This window comes from Nonomuraea sp. C10 (assembly GCF_008017515.1).
Lineage (GTDB): Bacteria > Actinomycetota > Actinomycetes > Streptosporangiales > Streptosporangiaceae > Nonomuraea > Nonomuraea ferruginea.
Genome location: NZ_VPFF01000001.1, coordinates 2,342,193 through 2,363,013, shown reverse-complemented (window position 1 = coordinate 2,363,013; position 20,821 = coordinate 2,342,193). Strand labels below are relative to the sequence as shown.

26 protein-coding genes and 1 tRNA gene are annotated in these 20,821 nt (G+C 64.6%); 23 read left to right on the top strand and 4 right to left on the bottom strand.

Annotated elements, in window-relative coordinates:
* Window positions 1-12 precede the first annotated feature (12 nt).
* The 4 genes from FR742_RS10650 to FR742_RS44455 all read left to right on the top strand — a co-directional run bounded on the left by FR742_RS10650 (window position 13) and on the right by FR742_RS44455 (window position 4,810).
* The gene (locus FR742_RS10650; protein ID WP_148030799.1) at window positions 13-852 is read left to right on the top strand and encodes an alpha/beta fold hydrolase; all 840 of its coding nucleotides are present in this window, start codon (window positions 13-15) and stop codon (window positions 850-852) included.
* Window positions 853-1,163: 311 nt separating this feature from the next.
* On the top strand, window positions 1,164-2,090 hold the full coding sequence (locus tag FR742_RS10645) for a DUF5996 family protein (protein WP_148030798.1): 927 nt from the start codon (window positions 1,164-1,166) through the stop codon (window positions 2,088-2,090).
* A 302-nt stretch (window positions 2,091-2,392) separates the two neighbouring features.
* Window positions 2,393-3,850 carry an alpha/beta hydrolase gene (locus FR742_RS10640; RefSeq protein WP_148030797.1) on the top strand — a complete coding sequence of 486 codons (1,458 nt, stop codon included), beginning with the start codon at window positions 2,393-2,395 and terminating at the stop codon, window positions 3,848-3,850.
* Between the two features lie 492 nt (window positions 3,851-4,342).
* Window positions 4,343-4,810 carry a hypothetical protein gene (locus tag FR742_RS44455; RefSeq protein ID WP_187281079.1) on the top strand — a complete coding sequence of 156 codons (468 nt, stop codon included), beginning with the start codon at window positions 4,343-4,345 and terminating at the stop codon, window positions 4,808-4,810.
* 698 nt (window positions 4,811-5,508) lie between these two features.
* Here FR742_RS44455 and FR742_RS10630 read toward each other — a convergent pair.
* Window positions 5,509-5,754: a hypothetical protein gene (locus FR742_RS10630; protein ID WP_148030796.1), complete on the bottom strand. Its 246-nt coding sequence runs from the start codon at window positions 5,752-5,754 to the stop codon at window positions 5,509-5,511.
* Window positions 5,755-6,182: 428 nt separating this feature from the next.
* Here FR742_RS10630 and FR742_RS10625 point away from each other — a divergent pair, with 428 nt between their 5' ends.
* From FR742_RS10625 to FR742_RS10615, 3 genes are all read left to right on the top strand, one after another.
* Window positions 6,183-6,791: a hypothetical protein gene (locus tag FR742_RS10625; RefSeq protein ID WP_148030795.1), complete on the top strand. Its 609-nt coding sequence runs from the start codon at window positions 6,183-6,185 to the stop codon at window positions 6,789-6,791.
* The gene (locus tag FR742_RS46510; RefSeq protein WP_148030794.1) at window positions 6,788-7,087 is read left to right on the top strand and encodes a toll/interleukin-1 receptor domain-containing protein; all 300 of its coding nucleotides are present in this window, start codon (window positions 6,788-6,790) and stop codon (window positions 7,085-7,087) included. The genes FR742_RS10625 and FR742_RS46510 overlap by 4 nt, the downstream gene beginning before the upstream one ends.
* A gap of 484 nt (window positions 7,088-7,571) precedes the next feature.
* Complete coding sequence (locus FR742_RS10615) at window positions 7,572-8,033, top strand: hypothetical protein (protein ID WP_148030793.1); 462 nt, start codon at window positions 7,572-7,574, stop codon at window positions 8,031-8,033.
* 712 nt (window positions 8,034-8,745) lie between these two features.
* Here the strand turns inward: FR742_RS10615 and FR742_RS10610 are convergent.
* Window positions 8,746-9,462: a creatininase family protein gene (locus tag FR742_RS10610; protein ID WP_261808468.1), complete on the bottom strand. Its 717-nt coding sequence runs from the start codon at window positions 9,460-9,462 to the stop codon at window positions 8,746-8,748.
* Between the two features lie 26 nt (window positions 9,463-9,488).
* Window positions 9,489-10,676 (bottom strand): hypothetical protein, encoded by a 1,188-nt coding sequence (locus tag FR742_RS45700; RefSeq protein WP_261808467.1) that lies wholly within the window; start codon window positions 10,674-10,676, stop codon window positions 9,489-9,491.
* Between the two features lie 135 nt (window positions 10,677-10,811).
* On the opposite strand from FR742_RS45700, the gene FR742_RS10605 reads away from it, so the two are divergent.
* The 15 genes from FR742_RS10605 (at window position 10,812) to xerC (ending at window position 19,825) form a co-directional block, all read left to right on the top strand.
* Window positions 10,812-11,207, top strand: coding sequence for a hypothetical protein (locus FR742_RS10605; protein WP_222708886.1), 396 nt, complete (start codon window positions 10,812-10,814; stop codon window positions 11,205-11,207).
* A 242-nt stretch (window positions 11,208-11,449) separates the two neighbouring features.
* Window positions 11,450-11,938, top strand: a complete 489-nt coding sequence (locus tag FR742_RS10600) for a DUF3307 domain-containing protein (RefSeq protein ID WP_315970605.1) — start codon at window positions 11,450-11,452, stop codon at window positions 11,936-11,938.
* Window positions 11,939-11,961: 23 nt separating this feature from the next.
* On the top strand, window positions 11,962-12,165 hold the full coding sequence (locus FR742_RS10595; protein WP_148030790.1) for a hypothetical protein: 204 nt from the start codon (window positions 11,962-11,964) through the stop codon (window positions 12,163-12,165).
* Window positions 12,166-12,295: 130 nt separating this feature from the next.
* Window positions 12,296-13,243, top strand: coding sequence for a hypothetical protein (locus FR742_RS10590; protein ID WP_148030789.1), 948 nt, complete (start codon window positions 12,296-12,298; stop codon window positions 13,241-13,243).
* 85 nt (window positions 13,244-13,328) lie between these two features.
* A complete protein-coding gene (locus FR742_RS10585; RefSeq protein ID WP_148030788.1) occupies window positions 13,329-14,189 on the top strand; it encodes an FtsK/SpoIIIE domain-containing protein in 861 nt (286 codons plus the stop codon).
* Between the two features lie 14 nt (window positions 14,190-14,203).
* Complete coding sequence (locus FR742_RS10580) at window positions 14,204-14,413, top strand: hypothetical protein (RefSeq protein WP_148030787.1); 210 nt, start codon at window positions 14,204-14,206, stop codon at window positions 14,411-14,413.
* On the top strand, window positions 14,403-14,612 hold the full coding sequence (locus FR742_RS10575) for a hypothetical protein (RefSeq protein WP_148030786.1): 210 nt from the start codon (window positions 14,403-14,405) through the stop codon (window positions 14,610-14,612). Before FR742_RS10580 ends, FR742_RS10575 begins: the two co-directional genes overlap by 11 nt.
* Complete coding sequence (locus FR742_RS10570; RefSeq protein WP_148030785.1) at window positions 14,609-14,959, top strand: hypothetical protein; 351 nt, start codon at window positions 14,609-14,611, stop codon at window positions 14,957-14,959. Before FR742_RS10575 ends, FR742_RS10570 begins: the two co-directional genes overlap by 4 nt.
* Before the next feature lie 88 nt (window positions 14,960-15,047).
* Window positions 15,048-15,398 carry an RRQRL motif-containing zinc-binding protein gene (locus FR742_RS10565; protein WP_148030784.1) on the top strand — a complete coding sequence of 117 codons (351 nt, stop codon included), beginning with the start codon at window positions 15,048-15,050 and terminating at the stop codon, window positions 15,396-15,398.
* Entirely contained in the window at window positions 15,395-15,649 is a 255-nt protein-coding gene (locus FR742_RS10560; protein WP_148030783.1) for a hypothetical protein, read from the top strand. The genes FR742_RS10565 and FR742_RS10560 overlap by 4 nt, the downstream gene beginning before the upstream one ends.
* Window positions 15,649-16,131, top strand: coding sequence for a hypothetical protein (locus FR742_RS44450; protein WP_187281078.1), 483 nt, complete (start codon window positions 15,649-15,651; stop codon window positions 16,129-16,131). The genes FR742_RS10560 and FR742_RS44450 overlap by 1 nt, the downstream gene beginning before the upstream one ends.
* Window positions 16,115-16,738 carry a DUF2637 domain-containing protein gene (locus tag FR742_RS10550; protein WP_148030782.1) on the top strand — a complete coding sequence of 208 codons (624 nt, stop codon included), beginning with the start codon at window positions 16,115-16,117 and terminating at the stop codon, window positions 16,736-16,738. The genes FR742_RS44450 and FR742_RS10550 overlap by 17 nt, the downstream gene beginning before the upstream one ends.
* Window positions 16,739-16,741: 3 nt before the next feature.
* Window positions 16,742-18,367, top strand: coding sequence for a replication initiator (locus FR742_RS10545; RefSeq protein WP_148030781.1), 1,626 nt, complete (start codon window positions 16,742-16,744; stop codon window positions 18,365-18,367).
* 31 nt (window positions 18,368-18,398) lie between these two features.
* Entirely contained in the window at window positions 18,399-18,614 is a 216-nt protein-coding gene (locus FR742_RS10540) for a helix-turn-helix domain-containing protein (protein ID WP_148030780.1), read from the top strand.
* Window positions 18,614-19,825 (top strand): tyrosine recombinase XerC, encoded by a 1,212-nt coding sequence (gene xerC / locus FR742_RS10535; RefSeq protein WP_148030779.1) that lies wholly within the window; start codon window positions 18,614-18,616, stop codon window positions 19,823-19,825. Before FR742_RS10540 ends, xerC begins: the two co-directional genes overlap by 1 nt.
* A gap of 67 nt (window positions 19,826-19,892) precedes the next feature.
* Here the strand turns inward: xerC and FR742_RS10530 are convergent.
* A tRNA-Val gene (locus FR742_RS10530) sits at window positions 19,893-19,967 on the bottom strand.
* A gap of 434 nt (window positions 19,968-20,401) precedes the next feature.
* Between FR742_RS10530 and FR742_RS10525 the strand changes: the two genes are divergently transcribed.
* A complete protein-coding gene (locus tag FR742_RS10525) occupies window positions 20,402-20,818 on the top strand; it encodes an SsgA family sporulation/cell division regulator (protein ID WP_148030778.1) in 417 nt (138 codons plus the stop codon).
* Window positions 20,819-20,821 lie beyond the last annotated feature (3 nt).

Sequence of the window (20,821 nt, the reverse complement as noted above, 5' to 3'; positions counted from 1 at the left end):
AAAGGAACCATCATGGGATTCATCACCGTCGGGAACGAGAACAGCACCCGCATCGAGCTCTACTACGAGGATCAGGGCGCGGGACAGCCCGTGGTCCTCATCCACGGGTACCCCCTGAACGGTCGCAGCTGGGAGCGCCAGGCGCGCAGCCTGCTCGCCGCCGGGTACCGCGTCATCACCTACGACCGTCGCGGCTTCGGCCAGTCGTCCAAGACCGGGTCCGGCTACGACTACGACACCTTCGCCGCCGACCTTCACATCCTGCTCGAGACCCTCGACCTCCGCGAGGTCGTCCTGGTCGGTTTCTCGATGGGCACCGGGGAGCTCGCCCGCTACGTCTCGCGGTACGGCCACCAGCGGGTCGCGAAGCTCGCGTTCCTCGCCTCGCTGGAGCCCTTCCTCATCGCCCGCGACGACGACCCCGAGGGCGTGCCGCAGAAGGTCTTCGACGGAATCGAGGCCGCGGCCAAGAGGGACCGCTACGCCTGGTTCACACAGTTCTTCTCCGACTTCTACAACCTCGAGGAGAACCTCGGCAGCCGGATCAGCCAGGAGGCGGTCGCCGGCAGTTGGAACGTCGCCATCTCCAGCGCTCCGGTGGCGGCCCACGCCGTCGTCTCCTCGTGGATCGAGGACTTCCGCGCCGACGTCGAGGCGGTCCGGGCCAGCGGCAAGCCGGCCTTGATCCTGCACGGTACGGCGGACAACATCCTGCCGATCGAGGCCACGGCGCGCCGCTTCCGCAGGCTCCTCCCGGACGCCGAGTACATCGAGATCGAGGGCGCGCCGCACGGGCTGCTCTGGACGCACGCCGACGACGTCAACGCCGCGCTGCGGTCCTTCCTCGGCTGACCGATGAGGGGCACCGCGAGGAAGAGCCCATGGGCAAGAAGCTGACGTCGGTCCGAGGCGATCCAGACCTCGCGCAGCGCGGCGGCGGCAACGAGCGCACCGCCGGAGGATGCCGGATGCCGTCCCGACCACCGCGGTGCCGCGCCACCTCCTCCCCACGTGGGAGATGCACGGCCGCACCGCACCTCACACACCCGAAGGAGCACGTCCATGACGCTCATTGCAGTCCTCGGGCATCTGCTGTCAGAGCAGCACCCCGACCCGACACACCCGGCCACCGTCGCGTGGCCGCGACAAGGAGCTGAGACCCGATGACCAGCCCGGTGACGACGAGTTGGCCGAGCCTGCGGGTCTCGGACTGGACCCCCACCCGCGAGACCCTGCACATGTGGACCCAGATCGTGGGCAAGATCCGCATGGCCCACGCCCCGCTGCTCAACCACTGGTGGCAGGTGACCCTCTACGTCAGCCCGCGCGGGTTGACGACCTCGACGATCCCGTACCGAGCGGGGGCCTTCGAGATCGAGTTCGACTTCCTCGGCCACCGGCTCGAGGTCCGCAGCAGCGACGGCGGCGTGCGGAGCCTCCCGCTCCGGCCGATGCCGGTCGCCGAGTTCTACACCCGGATCCTCGACATGCTCGACCAGCTCGGGATCGAGGCGCCGATCCGGCCGCACCCCAACGAGGTCGAGCCGGCGATCCCCTTCGCCGACGACCACGTCCACGCCTCCTACGACGGTGAGGCGGCCGCCCTGTGCTGGCGGCAGCTGTTGCAGGCGAACCGGGTGATCGGCGAGTTCCGGTCGCACTTCGTCGGCAAGGTCAGCCCGGTGCACTTCTTCTGGGGCGGGATGGACCTCGCCTGCACCCGCTTCTCCGGGCGGTCAGCTCCCCCGCACCCCGGCGGAGTGCCGAACTGCGGGGACTGGGTCATGGTCGAGGGCTACTCGCGGGAACTGTCCAGCTGCGGGTTCTGGCCCGGCGGCGGAGAGGAGGGCGCCTTCTACTCCTACGCCTACCCCGAACCCGACGGGTTCGCCGACCAGCCGATCGGCCCCGAAGGCGCGTACTTCAGTTCTGAGTTCCAGCAGTTCCTGCTGCCCTACGAGGCCGCCCGCGCCGCACCGGACCCAGACCGCGCCGTCGCCGAGTTCCTCCACACCACCTACGAAGCCGCCGCCGACCGCGGACGCTGGGACCGCTCCACGCTGGAGGACAACCCCTTCCGGTGGCGCTGAGCTGCTGCGCCCCACGGAACGACCCGAGCACGAGAACGCTCCCCAGAAGGAACCGTGAGCACCCTCAAGCTCGCGATCGTCTACTACTCCGCCACCGGCACGCGCCACGCCGCGATCAACAGCGGCCACCACCTCCTCCAGCACCACCCGGGCCGCAAGACGAGCCAAGCGGCACCCAGACAGGAATACGCACCCAAGCCGAACGCCAGTGCCTCAGCCCGATCCCTGCGGCGCAGATCAAACCGATCCGGATCGGTCCCGACGGCCCGCCCATGCCCATCTCGTTCGTAGAAAGTGATCACATGCGAAAAGCCCTGACAGCCCTGACCGTCGCCGCCGTGGCGACGGCCCTCCTGCCGGGAGTGCCCGCCGCGGCAACGGCCAAGCCGAGCGCGGTGCGGTGGGGGCCGTGCCCGGAGAGCGTCGCCGCGTCCAATCTGGAGTGCTCGACGCTCAAGGTCCCGCTGGACTACCGCAAGCCGAACGGGCGGACGATCGACATCGCGATCTCCCGCCTGGCGAGCAAGGACCCGACACGACGGCGCGGCGTGCTGCTCCTCAACCCGGGCGGCCCCGGCGCGGCGGGCCTGCGGTTCCCGGCCGATCTCGTGGCCGCCGGCATGCCGCGCAGCGTGCTGGACACCTACGACGTGATCGGGTTCGACCCGCGCGGCGTCGGCCACAGCACACCGGTGACCTGCGCTCTGACACCGGAGCAGCAACTACGGGGCAACATCCCCCCGTACGCGCCCACCCCGGCCGACGTCGCCAAGCAGGCCAAGCAGGCCAAGGCCATCGCCAGGCAGTGCGCCACGTCGAAGACCGGGTTCATGCTGCCGTACGTCACCACCGCCAACACCGCCCGCGACATGGACCGCATCCGGCAGGCACTGGGCGAGCCGAAACTCTCCTACCTCGGCTACTCCTACGGCACCCACCTCGGCGCCGTGTACACCACACTGTTCCCGCAACGCGGCGACCGGATCGTGATCGACAGCAACCTGCCCCCCAGAGGCGTCAACTACGAGGACAGGAGCCTGTTCGCCCAAGGCGTCGAGGACCGCTTCCCCGACTTCGCCGAGTACGCCGCCGCCCACCCCGGGCACGGGCTGGGCAGCACACCGGAACAGGTGCGCGAAAAGTACTTCGAACTCGCCGGACGGCTGGACACGACACCGTTCCAGGGAGCCGACGGCGCGCTGTTCCGGCTGCTCACGTTCTCCATGCTCTTCAACGACGCGAACTTCCCCGCTCTGGCCGGGCTCTGGCAGGCGTTCGACACCGGCCAGATGCCGGCGGGGGCGGCGGATGATTCCGTACTGTATCCGGACAACTTGATGTCCAGTCACCAGTACGTGGTCTGCGACGACTCGCGCTGGCCCCGGTCGATCCCTACGTACCGGCGCGCCGTCGAGGCCGACCGAAAGCATTACCCGATGTTCGGCGCGGCGTCGGCCAACATCCGGCCGTGCGCGTTCTGGCCGTCCGGCCCCATCGAGGCGCCGGTGCGCGTCACTGACCGGGGCCCGTCGAACGTCCTCATGGTGCAATTCCTCCGCGACCCGGGGACACCGCTGGCCGGCGCCAGGAAGATGCAGCGGGCGCTCGGCAACCGGGCCCGGATGGTGACCGTCGATCAAGGCGGCCACGGCGTTTACCTGCTCGGCAAGAACACGTGCGCGGACACCGCGGTGACGACGTTCCTGACCACGGGGAAACGCCCGGTCCGGGAGCTGGCCTGCGCGGCAGAGCCCGCCTGATCCGAGTCGCCACGTCGGGCCTGCTCGGCGAACCGGCTCGCAGGCCCGACGAGTACAAGAAGTACAGGCTGTCGAAGGCGCCGCACCGAATCGGCACGCCGGTGCAACAACGTACCCGGCGTTACGAACAGCCGCAGGCGACCGGGTGCAGACAGTAGCCGCACCAACGCGCTGGGTCGCGCCTTCAGAAGATCCGAGTGTGCCGCGATCGACCGTGGCCCCGTGCTGGCCCTGCTCGCCCCCTGGCTGCGCAAACACCCCGCCGGCCAGGGAGGGCGGCTTCGCCCCGTGGAAGAGGTGGGAGCAGGTGGCAGGACCACAGCAGTCCCCGTCGCGTACCAGCGGGACAGGTAGACGTACGCGGCTGGCGCCGTCGGTGAAGTACAGCACAGCAGCTAGGTACGCATCGCCCGATGCAGTTGCGAACTCCCGCAGTGGGATGAGCGCTCCGGAACACGGATCCACCGGACGCCGGGGTACGTCCTGGCCTCCATGCCGAGGCAGTTCAGGGGAGCCCAGGCGGGCGAAGGCGTCCGGCGTGACGATCGGGATGCCGTACGCGCGGGCTCTGCGGGCCTTGCCGGACATCGAGTCGGGATCGGCGGCGACCAGCAGCCGCACCCGCTTGGTGATGTTCCCGTACGGGACGTAACCGGCCCGGCGTGCCCGCTCCTCCTAGCTCTCCCGGCCGCCGTCCATCTCGCCGGTGAACACGACTGGATCCCCGGGCTCCAGGCGGAAACCGCCCGCGCCGGGCGGATACCCGGGCGGCGCGGACAGATCGACATGACCTTCGCCCAGATCGCACAGATCGTCGGGAACGATCTTCCACCCAGCGCCTTCAAGTATCCAGCCTGGTGGGCGAGCGATCCGAAGCACACGCAGGCCGTATGGCTCGATGTCGGCTACGTTGCCAGGCCGGACCTCGGGACAAGGCAGGTGAGATTCGTGAAGGCCTGAACGAAGCATGCTCCCGGCGTGAGCCCGGGTGGGCTACTGGTCATTGTCCTCACCCTCCTCGTCCACTAGAACGACACGTCTTGACGACTGAGGGTTGAGGCATGGACACGGATTGTGACTATCTTGAGATGATCAGCATATGCCGCTTGCTCGTCGCCTTTACGACGTAGATCACAGCCAAGCGTCGCCCGGAGGGGAACTCGGTCAGGGTATGCCGGTTGAACATCGCCGGCCGAGCATGGTCGTCGGACGAGCCCGCAGCCTGCCGTCCCATGGCGGCCCGAGGGAGGGGGTGACGGATCACCCGGGGGTCAGATCGGGGTCAGACGATCGGAAAAGCCGGATCCCGATCTCGGAATCCGGCCTCTGACCTGCTGCGATGTGGTGGGCGATACTGGGATCGAACCAGTGACCTCTTCGGTGTGAAGCAGACATACTGATTATGTGATCAGGCGTTTGACCTGGTAAAGCCCGTGATCATAGTGCACTGAGGCGCATGATCAGACCTTGCTGAGCGCCCCGGATGTCACGCACTTTGTCACTCGCTCGCGCGATGGGACTCGAACCAGGATCTTGGTGTTCTGATCCATTGGGGAGGGTTCTGAGGATCCGCAGATCGGGCATTCAAGTGCAGCCCGGTTCAGACTCGTTCACCTGGCATGGCTCCTTACGTGGCGCCCCTGTGGCCTTCAAGCCAATCATGGCTGCTGAGTAGGAACGCCGCCTTGGGAGGTCTTGTCGTTGCTGTCGGACGGCAAGGCTGGAGGTTCATGGCGGTGGCGAACTAGAGCACTGAAGATCTTCCAAGCCATATCACGACGGAACTTCTTCTTTGAGCTCATCGCGACGGTGGCCGATGCAGCCATTAACAGTATGTACAGCACCGGAGGCAAGAGCATGACTACCGGCAAGCCCTGAAGGATAGAGAAAAACCCCACCTGCATCTCCGTCAGCGTGTCTGTCGTCCCAGCGCTGACGTGGCGGGTTTACCGACGTACGGAAGCGTCGGGCTCGATGATCAACATCGACCGACAGCGACCTGGCTTATGGGGCCAGGCTCCCGTACGTTGTCCTTCTTGTGATCGTGAGTCACACGTCCGGCAGTCCGGATGAAGGTCTGACATCCCCATACTAGGGGACCGGCCTGCCATCCCGCTGCGAGTTGCGCGATCTCTCGCTCGTAGAGCAGCTAGTCGATCACCGGGGCTGGCGTTTTCGCTGCTCACGCCTACACTCGTGGGCGCTCTTGTACCTGGCAGCGCTGCGGCGGGCATCCTGGCTATCACTCAGTCGGCCGCTCAAGCTCATGATGCCCTTAGTTCACTCAAGCCTTCTCGACAGCGTTCAGGCTCATGGTGCACAATGATGTGCTATGCCGATTAACGATACTCACATAAGAAGATATCTGCCACATGTTATGCTAGGCGGAATTATTGCCCTGATGGCAATGACAAGCATTTTCGAAAAGACCTGCAAGCGCGCACCGAAGAGAAATATTGAGGATTCTGAGATAGTCAAAATCGAAGCATCTGTTACAGCGGATGACTTGGATAAAGAACAGATAGACCAGCTACATGCGGCGACTCTTAAGGCGTCCGACTCCTGCTTTGAATTAAAAAAGATCTGCGCCACTGTCCTAGTTCCCGCCTCAAGCCTAGTGTCATTGCTATCTGGCCAGAAACTAAATGGGGCTGTCTTTGTTTCAGCCCTGCTTATAATCACAGCTTTTTGGTTGGCTGACGCAGTAGGGTACTTTTATCAACGCAAACTAAGGGCTAATATGACGAGGATATGGCAGCGTCGGGCGGCACGCTGCCCAGATGGATACGAACACATACCAGCTCCTCAAAGAGTCGGAGCTTTTAGATCGGCATTCAACTCTTCAATGATCTATTACCTGCTGCTATCAAGCCTCGTTGGCCTTGCTTTCCTTCTGTACTTTTTGGGTTTTATCTCTCCAGGACTAAGCAGTAAACCGTGAAAATCTTTGTGAGTTACGCGCGGCGAGATAATGACATTGAGAGATTGTATGCCATCAAGCAGGAGCTTGTCCACCTAGGCGAAGTATACATAGATGATCTACATGACCACGCTGACCAGGATCGCCAAAGCGTGGTTGAGCAGGCAATGCATGAAGCGGAGCTTTTCGTGATAGTAGAGTCCCCCCATTACCGTAAAACAGAATGGACCAGTCGGGAGTTCCTATTTGCCCTCGACAGTAAGCGACCAACCCTAACGTTGAAGATCTGCGAGGGCAATATTAACCTTGCGCAATAATGTCTGTGCACAGCGCCTGAATAGTTTTCTGGCTGCTAAATGCCTGAGAGCAAGTCGCACCAGAACTGTAATGTCGAATGTTGAATGTAGTCCACTTCTGAATGTTCTGTGTTTTGCACCATAAATCCTTCAACGCGAGCGTCAGCACGCAACTCCATCCATCCCATCTGCCGTCGACCCACCGCGGAGCGGCAGCGGGCCGGCGACGGAGGTCGTGCGGTGGTGGCGTGGCTGGTGTGCCATCCCGTCTGCCATCGACCCAGGCAAGCCCCGGCAGACCACCTCCTCCGTCGCAAGCCCGGCCGTGACCGTTGGGCGCAAGCCCGGCTTGACGTGTCCCTGCGCCTGGGCGCCTTCCACGGTCGTGCGACAAACGGACACAAACCCGACATTTGTGGATCAGCTCGTTTCATGTGGCCCTCGGCTTGGTTCCGTTGCAGCCCTTCGGTCGATTGTGCTCCTTGGGTGACGGCATACTGGTTTGGTGACAACAATCGAGATCGACGACGAGCCGTCCGAGCTCCCCAAGGAACCTCTCCAATCGGTTGATCCCTATCTCGACATGTTTCTACACCGCTTGGTGGAGATGGGTTCGAATGCGTCTGTATCGGTCACTCTGTTCATCGGCGGGTCCGTACTCACAGGTGACCTCATTTCCTACGACACGTGGCAAGATCACTTGGTTGACTCCCTCGCTACTGCGGCGCCGGGGCTAGCGGCAGGCATGCGAGAGGGGATAGACGCCGCGAAAGAAGAAGCAGAGCAAGGTCGGCAGGTTGGCGACGAGCAAGAAGAGAGCGATGGCGCGTTGGGACCGCCGCGACGTTTCGTTCATCTCAAAGACGCAGTCCTCATCAACGGTGGAAGCACCGTAGCGGTTCCGCTTTGGCGCGGACGGATGGAATGCGTAGATGGGTGGATGCTGGGACGGTTCCAGAACTTTTAGCAGCTTAACCACAAGTGTGACGTTTTGCGACGTTCATGGAGTGGTTGATGCCCAAGGCGCACGACCCGTCTTCACCTGTCCGTCTGCCGTCGTACCATCCGAAGGGGTAGCGGATCAGCCGTAGGGCTGCCCTGGCCGCGCGCCCGGGCCTCCAGGCCGCGATGAGGAGGCGGTCATGCGGCTGGTCTACTAGGGCTTGCCCTGGGACGGCGGCAGGCGGGGCAAGCTTTCACCGCAACCGTCCACCGCCGCACGCCCCACTCTCCCCCGCCCCCGCTAGCTGACCCTGGGTCGCGACTGGACGCCAGGTTCTGTCAAGGCAGGCTTCGCGTGTACATGAGCCTGTGAGGTTCCACGTCCGCCGTGCTTCCAACGGCCACAGCCTGCCTTGACAGGTTCTGGTGGCCCGCGAATCCTCGGGCAGCGGGGGCGGGGGAGAGCCCACGACGCTTCCACAGTCATCCGCCCCCACCGGAGGCATGCAGTAAGGTCCGCCGGCGACTGCGCGGGCATGCGCTTAGCGAGCTCGACCCCGTGACTTGAGTCGTGCGCCCTCCCAAAGAGCGGCCCTGTCCTCGTCCGCGCCAGCCGACCGACGTTCTGCGGGTCGGGCATGGAGCCCAAGTGGAGTGCCCGGCCCGCGTCGCGTCGGCGGCGCGTGCGGCCCGGTCAGGGCCGCTTTAAGTTTGTAGAGAAAGTTCTCACACAGGGGTCACACAACTACGTCGATACTGCGGAGGCAGGAACGGAACGCCTCACCGAGGTAGTCAAGGACGGCTCGGCCTTTTTCAGCGGTGGCTAGTGAGGGCCGACCGATGACACCCGTTTTGGTGTATGCCTCCATGCCGACGGTCAGGAGATCCTTGCGGTCGTTGGCTACGTGATCGACTGTGTCATAGCCATCTCGCACCAGCTCAGGATTGGTGGCCAGCAGGATGGAAACCTCAAGCTCGCCAGCGTGCATATCTTCGTGCCCGCTGGTCTCCATGTTGGCCTTGGTTCGTGCTGTTTTCCAGTCAGTGCTAGTTGGAAAGAGCGCCATACATCGTTCGGCGATGGTGGCTTCCTGCACGATGTTAGAGAGCACGTAATTGCCGCCATGGGCATTGATCAAAATTAGCTTATTGATGCCGGAAGCCCGTAGCGATGTTTGGATGTCAGCGACGAGAGCGAATAGCGTTTTGGCTGAGATGCTCACCGTTCCGGGCCAAGCTTTGTGTTCGTGGGAACAAGAGATGGTGATTGGCGGCAAATAGCGCACTGGATAAAGCTGTGCGATTTCGCGGGAGATGATGGAAGCGATGGCCGCATCGGTGGCCAGCGGCAGGTACGGGCCGTGTTGCTCGAAGCTGCCAATCGGCAGGATAGCGACGTGCGCATCTCGCACGTGTTCATCCTTCGTTGTTTGAGTTGGCAGCAAATGATTCACGAAGGCTCCTCGCCGGAGTGTGTTGCTCACGCAGCATGGCGCGTGAGCTGGGCTAAGCGCTTCGTCAAGTCTTGCACGAGAGGCAGTTTGGCGACAGGTGTTAAGTGATCGCGAAGGGCTTCCAGTTGCGTCCGGATGCGTGCTGAACCGGTCCGCTGGGCGATGGTCAAGGCTTCGCTTCCAGCCTGAACGGCGCGCTCGACCTCGCCTTGAGCCGCGGCTGCGGTGGCCAACCGCGCCAGGCAGAGACCCTTGTCGCGGGTCTGGGTCGCTTCGGGCCACTGCGTGAGACTTCGCTCGAAGACCGGCAAGGCAGCGTTCGGGTTGCCGAGGAGCACCCATGACATTCCGGCTTCCATCTGGACGTACGACGGTGTGCAGTAGCGGGCTTTGTCCGTCGCGAGTTGAGCAAGTCCCTCGGTGGCGTACTGGATGGCTTGATCTATGGCGGACTCGAACTCGCGAGGCTCGCCGAGAAGAGCGTGTGCATTGGCGAGCTGCCGGAGGGACACTGCCCGAAGCCGTGGCGTGAGGTCCTGGGCAGCGTTGAGGGCAGCGTTGGCTAGGCCCAGGCCCTGTCCAGGGTGGCCGGCTTCAGTGGCGATATTGCTCTTTCGCATAAGGATGTAGGCCACAGCTTGAGGATCAGCCAGTTCTTGAGCGTAATCGAGTGCTCGGTTGGTCCAAATCATTGCGCAATCAGGGTCACCAGAGTCCTGATAGAGCCAGCCGCAAAACTCGGCGAATTGCGCAGCGACTTCGAGCATCTGGCGGCGATCCGCTCCACGTGTTGATTGCACTAGGCGGTCTATGAGTGGAAGTTGAGCCTGGACGGCCGGTGCCAGGTAGAGCGGGCCAAGAAGGGTGTCTGCCCGAGTGTGCTCAGCCAGCACGTTTGAGAGATAAGTGATCACCTCGGGAGAAGGAGCACCTGGCAGAGCTTGTGGCAGCACGGGCAGTGGCGCCACGGTCATCGGGGACTTGGAGACAAGACCGAGATCACTCTCGGAGGCTCGGTACAGCTCGCAAAACACCCGCCGGTAAGGCTCGGGGACTTCTCGGCGGTTGTTCTCGTACATGGAGACCAGGGTTCGCAAGCTGGCCCGAGAAGGAATGTCGATCTTCAGAGCATGGCCGATCTTTTCAAAACGGACGATGGCCTGCTCTTGAGACCAGCCATGCCGCTTCCGGCACTGTTTGAGCAAGTTCGGCATATCCATCACACCTCGTAATGGTCCGGCCTACGGTTGCCATTTCCTCGGTGAACCTATGATGCATCATAAATGTGCTGCTCGCGCGGGGTTAACAGACTTAACGAAGCCTGTTGGGGTTTGTCCTCTACCGTAACGATGCGCGCTGACAGTTTCATGGAGCAAACAGGGAGTTCGCGCCACAAGGGTGCGGCCCTCGATTCGGAGGTGAGCTTCGTGAAGCTCTTGATCGATGTCACCGGCAAGTCGTTCATGGTGACGAAGGAAGCGGTCGAGAAGACCGACCAGAACGGGCGTCAGAAGTCCGAGCGGGAGACCGGCCGACCGATGTGGGTCACGCAGGTCATGGCGCTGGACGAGACGGGCGGCGAGATGATCAACGTCACCACGGCCGGTGAAAGGCCCACGGTGAACGTCGGTTCTCAGGTCGCCCTGTTCAAGCTGGAGGCACTGCCTTGGGCGACCAACGGTCGCAACGGCGTGGCCTTCCGCGCGGCTGACATCAAGCCCGCTGGTGCTCCGGCCAGCAAGTAGACCGCATTCCCTGACCTACGCCAAGGACAGCGTTCCGAGCTGAAGGTCGGACCGAAGTCCGCTCACATCAAGCAGGTGATCAGTGGCCTACATAGGGCCCTGTCGTCCGGAGAGTTTCTGCTACCCCTCCGGCCTGATCTGCCTGATCCGCCAGGGATCGGTTCTGACATCTACGTGAGGACCGATCTCGGCGGTCACCCCGATGAGGGGTCTCACCTGGCTATCCAGGTTCCTGCCGAGCCGTGATCGGTTCAACCCCCGTTCTCAGAGGAGTCGTCATCGTGACGAACACCGCCGATTTCGCTGCGGTTTTTGTGACGCTCTACGTCGCACACAGCGTAGGAGATCACTGGGTTCAGACCCACCACCAGGCGTGCGCCAAGGGCGCACCCACCATGGCGGGACGACTGGCGTGCCTTCGGCACGTGGCCACCCTGACCATCATCAAGGCCGTCGCCTTCGTCGCGCTCGCCCTGGCCACCGGCCTGACGGCAGAGCCACTGCCTCTGCTCGCCGGACTCGCGGTGGACGCGCTCTCGCACTACTGGGCGGATCGCCGTACCACCCTCGCCCGTCTCGCCGAGCTCATCGGCAAGGGTGACTTCTTCCGGATGGGCCTGCCCCGTCCCGGCACCGACGACGCCCCGCACCTCGGCACCGGCGCCTACGCCCTCGACCAGTCCTGGCACGTGGGCTGGCTCTTCATCGCCGCACTCATCATCACCGCGTAATTCGATCAGAAGGGATATCTCTCATGGGCTGGCTCTTCAAGAACCGCGAAGACGCGATCACCTGCAACTCCGACGCTGCCGCCGATGCGTGGCGCAAAGCCGCCAAGGCCAAGAAGGCCGGCGACCAGAAGACCGCCAAGGCATGGACCGACTGGGCGCGTGACTGCGACCAGACCGCAACCAAATTCGCCAACGGCGACTACGACGACGTTATCCAGAATCCCTGATCACGGGTCATAAGGCGTCGTTATTCGACCTCGCCGTGCTTATCACGATCTACGCAAGCGGGACCGTATCGCCTGCTACAACGCACGGTCCCGCTCTCAACCCCCACCCCTCATGATGAGGAGGAGAGTCATGTCCAAGCGTACCTTCGGGACGCACAACAACAACAGAGGCGGTTCCGGCCGTCGCGGTAGCTCCGTCACGGTCATTCAGACCAACGTTCAGTACAGCTACCTGCGCACCGCGAAGATCACCTTCTACGTGATCTTGGCGGTCGTCGGCATTTTCGCCGCCGTCATCTCCACCTACTACCTGCCCCCGCTCGCCGCCGTCCCCATTGGCCTCGCGGCCGGAACCCTCGTCGGCGGGCTCATCGCTGCCATCGTCGCCATCTGGCCCGTGCTTCGGGCTATCTGGTGGTGGCTGCCGGAAATCACTCTCGTCCTGGTCGTGGTCGGCGGCTGGGTGTACCTGCAAGAGCAGACCAACCCGCTCATCACCGGCGCGGCCTACGCCAGCGTCATCGCCGGTTGCGGCCTTGTGCCCGTCTCGCGCCGTTACACGCTGGCGCTGCTGTGGTGCCTCATCGTCCGGCACCGCCTGCGCACCTGCTTCGCCACCTTCCTGCCGACCGACCGGCACGGCCATCTGCCGTTCATCGGGTGGGCCAAGCCCATCCCGGTCGGGGAACGCGTCTGGGTCTGGCTCCGTCCTGGCCTGTCGCTCGATCAGATCGAATCCCAGCTCGGCAGAATCGCCGTCGCCTGCTGGGCCGCCTCGGTCACCGTGACCAAGGCCCGCTCCTCCAACTCCGCCGCCATCTACCTGGACATCAAACGTCGTGATGTCCTCGGCGGCCTGGTCGGCTCCCCTCTCACCGAGGACCTGCCGACCGACGTCCCGGCCATCACCCGGCCGGTTGCCACCGTTCCGGCTCAGCTCGATCTGGCTGACGTGCCGGACACCGACGACACCGACCCTGCCGAGCGTCCAGCCGCCCGTAAGAACGGCCGGCCCCCGGCCGCCAGCGGCATTCCTGCCAAGACGGCCACGGACAACCCTGACCTCGACTGGATCTGACGCGTCGCTCTGCTACCGGGGGAACCTCGTTCATCTCTCCCGGTAGCGCCTCTCATTCGCCTGACCTGTAAGAGGTGACGCTGCCATGCACGCGGCTCTTTCCGAACTCCAGGCCACGATCCCGGTAGCGCCGTCGATGTCCATGTTCGACCCGGTGTTCATCGGGATCGACGAATTCGGCAACCCTGTCTATCTCGACCTGGTGTATCACAACCTGCTGGACGCCGGAGAACCCGGCGGCGGCAAGTCCGTACTGATCCAGAACCTCGTTGGGCACGCCTTCCTGTGTCACGACTTCACCCCCGTCCTGCTCGACCCCAAATGGGTGGAGCTGGGGATGTGGATGGAAGCCGCCCAAGCAACCGGCGGCGTCTTCGTCGGCCCCGACATCGACAAGGGCCTACGCGTTTTGCGGCGCCTGCAAAAGGTGATGGACCGCCGTTACGCCTGGCTGGTCGCACACGGCCGCCGCAAGTTCCTGGCCAGCGATGCCATCAAAGTCATCGGCGTCTTCATCGATGAACTGGCCTACTACACCGCCACCACCGGCACCCCCGAGCAGCAGAAAGAGTTCATCGCGCTGGTGCGTGACTTGGTCGCACGTGGCCGCGCCTGCGCCATGCCGGTGATCGCTGCCACTCAACGCCCGAGCGTGGACATCATCCCCACCTCGCTGCGCGACCTGTTCGGCTACCGGGCGGCCTTTCGCTGCACCACCCCGAACAGCTCGGACATCATCCTCGGGCACGGCTGGGCCTCGGCTGGATTCAACGCCCAAGCCATCAGCCCCCGATCCCCCGGCGTCTTTTACCTCATCGCCGAAGGCGGCATCCCGCACCTGGTCAAGGCCGCCTATCTCACCGACGAGCAAATCCATCAGCTCGTCGACTACGTCACCTGGAGCCGCCGTAACGGCGACCAGGCCCCGATACCTCTCGCCGCTTGAACGGAGAACCCGTCATGCCCCACGATCACGACACGGTCTCGGCCCTGGATGAGGTGCCCTGGCCCGACGAATCATCCCATGAGCTCAACGGGGAAACGCTGCCTCTGTGCTGCGTCGAGTGCAGCAACAGCAGCTTCACCGAGATCACGATCACGACCGACCAGGGCCGTCAGAGCGCCCTGGAATGCGCCTGGTGCGGGGAGGTGTACCTCGATGCCTCCTGAGGTCACCCCCGGTATCGCCTGGCTGGAAAGCCCGCCGATCATCCAGCACAACCGCTGGTACGACACGCTCAGCCGCCCCTACAGCTGGCAACTGCCGATGTTCTGGCTCAAGAACGACATCGACACCAGCGAGACCACGACGAAGGCCATGACCGTCCCGGCCTCCGCCTACGACGACCCCCACTGGAGGCCGCTGTGATCTACAAGGCCTACCGCCCTGACGGCAGCCCCGACCTGCGTAACTGGATCGTCCAGTGCGACAACCAGTGCCGCAACACCGTTGCCCTGTTGGAGGCGACCCCCGCCGGCTGGTTCGTCGGCCACCGCGACAACGGCCGTATCTACTGCCCGGCCTGCATCGAGGTCCTCGCCATGGGCCTCATCTCCTGGGTACTGGCCTGCCCGTTCTGCCAATCTTCCAGGCTCATCATCGGCACCGACAGCGACGGAATCGCCGAGTTCGTCTTGTGCGACGGACAGTGCCGCTCCACCTACCTGGCCGCCGACGGCTGGCACTGCAGCTGCTGCGGCGACCCCATCACCTAGATCCGGCGTGGGGCCGGACCTCTCGCCAAAGATCCCCGGCCCCCGCCTCAGCTCACTCCCAGCGATTAAGCAAAGGAGCAGAACCATCATGCACTCTATCCCCGCTTCGGCTGCCCGGATACCGCAGCTCGAACGGCTCAATGCCACCCCCGGCACCCGGGTCGTCTTCTACGACCCCACCGGTAGTCAGTACCGGCTGCCCACCTACCCGTGGAAGTGGGCGCCCAAGAACCTGAAGACCCGGCGTCAACTCGCCGCCCTCGGTCTGCGCCCCGGCGGACAAGCCCCCGTCGCTCAGATCCTGTGGCGTAACGGTGGCCGTGTCGCCTACCTCTACGACGTCACTCGCGCGCTGCCCAAGCGCAAGCCCACCCGCAAGCAGCTGGCCGCTCTCGACAAGGCCCAGCGCGTACGCCGCATGAAGCGGAGCGCCTCATGAGTCGCTCCATCGAAACGCCCGACTACGCCGCCTTCCTCAAGAGGATCATCCGCGCCTACAGCAAGCGCATCGCCGAAGGCGACATCGAAGCCCTCGCCGACCTCGCGGGCGTCGTCGCCGAACTCGACCACGCCATCGCCCAGGCCGTCACGCAGCTGCGCGCTGACTACGGCTACTCCTGGGCCGACATCGCCCGGCCCCTCGGCATCACCCGCCAGGCCGCCCAACAGCGCTGGGGCGGTGAACGCTGATGACTGCGGGGATCGTCTACCTGCTGCACTTCGAGCGGCCCTACAAGCACGCTCGTCATTACATCGGCTGGACCCCTGGCGACCTCAACCGCCGCCTGCGCCAGCACCGTAACGGCACCGGTGCCCGCCTCATGGCCGTCATCACCGCCGAAGGCATCGACTTCGTCGTGGCCCGCACCTGGACCGGCGGACGTAACCTCGAACGCTCCTTAAAACGGCGTGGCGGAGCCTCACGCTGCTGCCCCCTGTGCGGCATTACCCCTCGGGTCACCGGCTGGGACCAGCCTGACACCGAACCCGCCACGGCAGACACAACGCTGCCTTACTCGATCAACGTCGTGCCCGCCATCTGCGCGTGCAACCGGATCACCCACATCGCGGCCTCACTGATCGCCACAGTCTCGATCACCTGTAGCGACTGCCACGAACCCGTCGTCCCCCAACGCGACGCTCAGGAGGAACACCATGTCCTCACCCGCTAACCGAACCGAACGCGTCGAATCCGGCGTCCAACTCGTCATCCTGCTCCTGGTCGGCCTCATGGCCGGAGCCGCCTCCTTCACCCACGTCCACGACTGGACCATGGCCAACAGCCCCGAAGGAACCGGCGAATGGTTCGGCTGGGCCAACGCCGTCATCTCCGAACTCACCCCCACCGCCTCCGGCCTGGAAGTCCGGCGACGCAAGCGCAACGGCCAATCCATCACCTACCCGATGATCGTCCTCATCGCCTCCGCCGGTCTGTCCATCGCGGCCCAAATCGCCGTCGCCAAACCCCATCCGACCGGGTGGCTGATCGCCGCCATCCCCGCCCTGGCCTTCCTGGCCCTTACCAAGCTGGTGCTCTCCCGCACTCCCACCACGCAACCGGCGGCAACCCTCACCACGACACAACCGGCGGCACTCGACACGGCCACCGTGCCGGAACCTGACCCCGAAACCACGCCTCAACCTGCGGACACGTCCCTCGGCCACGAGCGCCAGGACCACGCGCACACCGACGCGCGCACCGACCGCACTGTCCAGGAGCGGACCCCGGCCCTGCCGGTCCTGCACCTACCCGTTCCCGCCCTGGAAGGACAGCACTGACTCATGACCCTCCAGCTCGACACCGCTTCGGCGCTGGCTCTCACCCCCGGGACCACTTCCCTGGCCCCGGGCGTGGGGGCGAACACCGAAACCCCCTGCTCCGGCCTCTTCGACCATGAAGGCCGCCAGCACATCCGCACCGCCCTGGAACGCGCCGCACGCCCCGACTACCCCGCCTGGCTCGGTCACGTCGAATCAGCCGCGGCTTGCACCCGCCCCATCCGGCTGCATGGCAACCTGGCCACCGTCGACACCCGCACCGGCGAACTCCTCACCGTCCGGCACACCTCCACCCTGCCGGACGGCGTCATCTACAAAGCCTGCGGCAACCGCCGCCACACCGTCTGCCCCGCCTGCGCCACCACCTACCAGCACGACGCCTACCACCTCGTCCGTGCCGGACTCGTCGGCGGCAAGACCATCCCCGAAACCGTCCGCACCCACCCGGCCGTGTTCGCCACCCTCACCGCCCCCTCCTTCGGCCCCGTCCACACCCGCGACGTGCGCCACTGCGCCTGCCGAGACAAGACCCGCTGCACCTGCCGCCCCGCTCCCTGCCACGCCCGCCGCGACGCACCGAGCTGCCCGCACGGACGACCGCTGGCCTGCTGGCAACGCCACGCTGTCGGCGACGAGCAGCTCGGCCGGCCCCTGTGCCCCGACTGCTACGACCACAACCACCACGTCGTGTGGAACCACCACGCCGGAGAACTCTGGCGCCGCACCAAGCAACACGCCGAACGCCACCTCAACCAGCTCGCCCGGCAACGCGGCCTGCCACGAGTCCGGCTCTCTCACGGCAAAGCCGCCGAATACCAAGCACGCGGCGCAGTCCACTTCCACATCCTGCTGCGCCTGGACGGCATCGACCCCGGTCAACCCGAGGTCATCACCCCGCCCCCGACCGGCATCACCGTCGACGACATCACCGCCGCCGTCACCCTGGCCGCCACCACCATCACCTACACCACCCCCGCCCACCCCGACCAGCCCGGCGGCTGGCCCATCGCCTGGGGCCACCAGCACGAGATCCGGCCCATCACCCTGTCGGCCTCCGGCGACGCCCTCGACGACCAAGCCGTAGCCGCCTACCTCGCCAAGTACTCCACCAAGGGCACCGAAGCCACCGGCCACACCTCCCGACGGCTGACCGCCGACACCATCGACCTGTACGCCAACCCCACCGGCACCCACCCCGAACGGCTCATCGCCGCCGCCTGGAACCTCGGCCACACGCCAGAATGGAGAGGACTACGCAGGTGGGCGCACATGCTCGGCTTCGGCGGACACTTCCTCACCAAAGCCCGCCGCTACTCGATCACCTTCGGCTCCATCCGCGAACAACGAGCCGCCTACAAACGCGCACACGCCCTCAACCGAGGCCAGCCAAGGCCAGAGGGACACCCCGAAACAGCGCGATTCCAGCGTCAAGCCGTCCTTGACACCAAAACCGAGGAAACCACCCTCGTCATCGGATTCCTCACCTACGCAGGCACCGGCTGGCACACCACCGGTGACCAACTCCTCGCCAACACGGCAGCGGCCCAAGCCCGCGAACGCACCCGAGCAGGACGCGAAGAACTCGCCCACCAACAGGCATGCAGTTCGTCCACACCGCTCGCCGCCTGACCAACCCTCAGACCGCGAACGGAGCACCACCATGCCCACCGAAGGTAAGGACGTCCGCTACCCGGGCCAAGCGCTCTACGACGTAGACGAAACCGTCCTCGTCCTGCGCCTGTCCCGGCGCTACCTCTACCAAGAGATCCGCGCTGGACGCCTCCGCACCGTCAAAGCCGGACGCGCGCGACGCGTCCCGGCCGACGCCATCGCCGAGTACGTCAAGCTCCTGGAGCAGGAAACGCAGGTCGCCTGATGCCCAAGCAACGCGCACACGGCGACGGTGGCCTCTACTGGAGCGAATCCCGCCAACGATGGATCGCCGAAGTCACCACCGGTTACAGCCCATCAGGCCGACGCATCACCCGCAAAGCCGCCGGTCGAACCAAGACCGAGGCCAAGACCAAACTCAAGGACATCATCCGAGACCTTGATGACGGCCTGAGTCTCGCCCCAGGCCAAGACACCGTGGCGGACATAGTACGGAATTGGCTGGACTTCGGCTTGTCCGGCCGTGCGGCTTCAACGATCAAGACAAAGCGGACACTTGCTGAGAAGCACATCGTTCCGGACCTCGGGGCGTGCAAGGTCCGGCAGCTCACCGCCGACGATGTCGATCGCTGGCTTGCACGCAAAGCGCAACAAGTGAGCACGCGTACTCTGCAAGAGCTCCGTTCGATACTCAAGAGATCGATCAATCGGGCTCAAGCACGCGACAAGGTCAAGCGGAACGTCGTGCTCCTATGCGAGCTGCCAACGGGGAAGTCTGGACGTCCCTCCAAGGCGCTCACAATGGAGCAGGCGGCAGCAGTCCTGGAGGCGAGCGAGACGGCCAAGCCGTGGCTTCGGGCCTATGTCCTCGTGTCGCTGCTCGTCGGCCTTCGCACCGAGGAGGTTCGCGCCCTACTCTGGGCGTACGTCGTCGTCCTGGACGAAGAAACCGCAACCTGGACGCCCGTCAAGGATGCCGGATGGGATCACAACGAGTTTGGCGTCTACGTGTGGAGATCCGTTCGGATCGGTGGTGACACCAAGACCGCTCGGTCACGCCGAACCCTGAAGCTGCCCCAGCGTTGCGTCACCGCGTTGCGGGCTCTCTGGGATCATCAACGCTGTCTCCGCGATACGGCCGGCGATCGGTGGCAGGACAACGATCTCGTCTTCGCCACGCGGACTGGAACCAATCTTAGTGCCGCCAATGTCCGGCGAGAGGTCCGGCGTGTGATCGAGAGGGCGGGCCTGGCTGCCCAGGAGTGGACTCCGCGCGAACTGCGGCACAGCTTCGTCTCTCTGCTCTCCGCTGACGGCGTGCCCATCGAGCAGATCGCTCGCCTGATCGGCCACACAGGAGGCTCGGCGGTGACGGAGAAGGTCTACCGCCAGCAGATCCGCCCCGTGATGCAGGAAGGGGCTGCGCTCATGGATCGCATCTTCCCTGCCCACGGCCACGGCCTTGAGGAGACGTAAAGTCACTCAGTTTGTCACTCGGAAGATCAAAAAAGGCCGGTTCCTGATATGGAACCGGCCTCTGAGCTGGTGGGCGATACTGGGATCGAACCAGTGACCTCTTCGGTGTGAACGAAGCGCTCTCCCGCTGAGCTAATCGCCCGCCCCGCCTGGCCCCCGTGGGGCCCGACGGGGAAAACCATACCGCACTCCGGCACCCGCTGGCGAAACGATAGACGGCAGGGTGAGGATTCGGGGTGAAACGCGGCGGTTGCCCACCGCCGTGGCAGGCTCGTGGCATACCATCGTCGTGTCCCGGGTAGACGCCCGACGTGCTCACTATCGAGAACGGTCGTCGGCGGCTCCCTGAACGAGATCCACTGCACGCAAAACCCTTGCAAATACGGCCCAACTGATCCCGTTTAGCCAGGTAGATGCCTAAATGTCCAGCTGTGAGTTGCGTTACAGAAGGCCCTCGGAGCGGAATCTTTCCAACGGGTTTCTTCGTTCCGCCGTCATAGCTCGGACGAGGACGAAGTACGCCCGAGCAGTGAAAGCCCCGTAGAGGGGACCTACGACGAAAAGGTTTGGCTGACGATGAACAGCACCACCGTCTCCGCCGAGCTTGGCCTTCGGCTTGTGGTCCCCGACCGTACTACCGTCCCCCTTCTCGCCGGGCTCAGCTACACAGCCGACGACCCGTACGCCATCCGCATGGCCTTCCACGTGGGGAACGACGAGCCGGTCGAGTGGATCTTCGCCCGTGAGCTGCTGACCGTCGGCATCGTCCGGCGGGTCGGCGACGGCGACGTGCAGGTGTGGCCGGCGCGCGCCGACGGCGAGCGCACGCTGCACATCAGTCTGACCTCCCCCTTCGGGCAGGCGCTGTTCGAGGTGCCGCTGGCCCCGCTGACGGAGTTCCTGCACCGCACCTACGAGAAGGTGCCGGCCGGGCGGGAGACCGACTACATGGATCTGGACTCCGAGCTGTCCAACATGCTCTGGTCGAGCTGAGCG